A 774-nucleotide genomic window follows, 5' to 3' on the forward strand; every position below is an offset into this window, starting at 1 on the left:
TTTCTTCCAAGGAAATCCACGACGAAAGATTCCTGAAACCATCCCGGCGGACAGACACTTCGGGACAAAAGCTCCCCTCTCCCGAAACATAGTAATCTCACACCTCCAATACACGAATCAGAGAAAGGGAAATCACCCCCGAAACACTCGAATCCCCCAATCCCTTTCTCCAGGATACAAAAAAATGCCACTTGATTTCACCCCCACTTCTCTGGTGAAGGGCGCAAAGCGCACCTTCACCGCACCGATCACTTCTGCGAACGCGTTCGATGCTGCAATCGCCGCACTCAAAGCAGAGGACAACCCCCTCGGCGCAACCGCAAACGAAGACCGGGACTAATCCTCCCGAACACTTTTTTTCCGCCGGTATATCCGTACCGGTTTTGTCTATTTTGTGGTTTTTTTCTACGGTAAACGAAAACAGTTCCCCAAGCGATCCCTCCGGAGAATCCGTCCGAGAAAAAAAGATGATATGATTTCGCGGTTTTTTCTGGTTTCGGCAGGCATCCCGGCAAATGTGTGTGTGTTTTGGATGAATCCGCAATGTTCTGTAACTACGTGTGAAGCTATGTGTGAAGCGGTGTTTCGGGAGTCTTTTACGGTGGTTTTGCTTGGAGTAACCACGGAATACACGGAATGAAGAAAATATCACGGAATACCGCCGCTTCGCGGCTTACGGAATATCACAGAAAGAATCTGTGTATTAATTGAGTGGAGATATTTAGCAGGTATTTTTTCTGGAAGCTGTTGATGGGTAAGTGGTGAGTGGGCATG

Annotated in this window: 1 protein-coding gene; it reads left to right on the forward strand. The window is 48.2% G+C overall.

Features of this window, described 5'->3' with window-relative positions; genetic code table 11:
* Positions 1-184: 184 nt before the first annotated feature.
* Positions 185-340 carry a hypothetical protein gene (locus O0S10_RS10470; RefSeq protein ID WP_268925829.1) on the forward strand — a complete coding sequence of 52 codons (156 nt, stop codon included), beginning with the start codon at positions 185-187 and terminating at the stop codon, positions 338-340.
* Positions 341-774: the final 434 nt, after the last annotated feature.

Origin of the sequence: Methanocorpusculum petauri (genome assembly GCF_026891975.1) — an archaeon.
In the GTDB taxonomy this organism is placed as follows: Archaea; Halobacteriota; Methanomicrobia; order Methanomicrobiales; family Methanocorpusculaceae; genus Methanocorpusculum; species Methanocorpusculum petauri.

Bases quoted from the DNA above. Each gene is read 5' to 3' on its own strand.
- O0S10_RS10470 (WP_268925829.1), top strand. From the start codon at position 185: ATGCCACTTGATTTCACCCCCACTTCTCTGGTGAAGGGCGCAAAGCGC.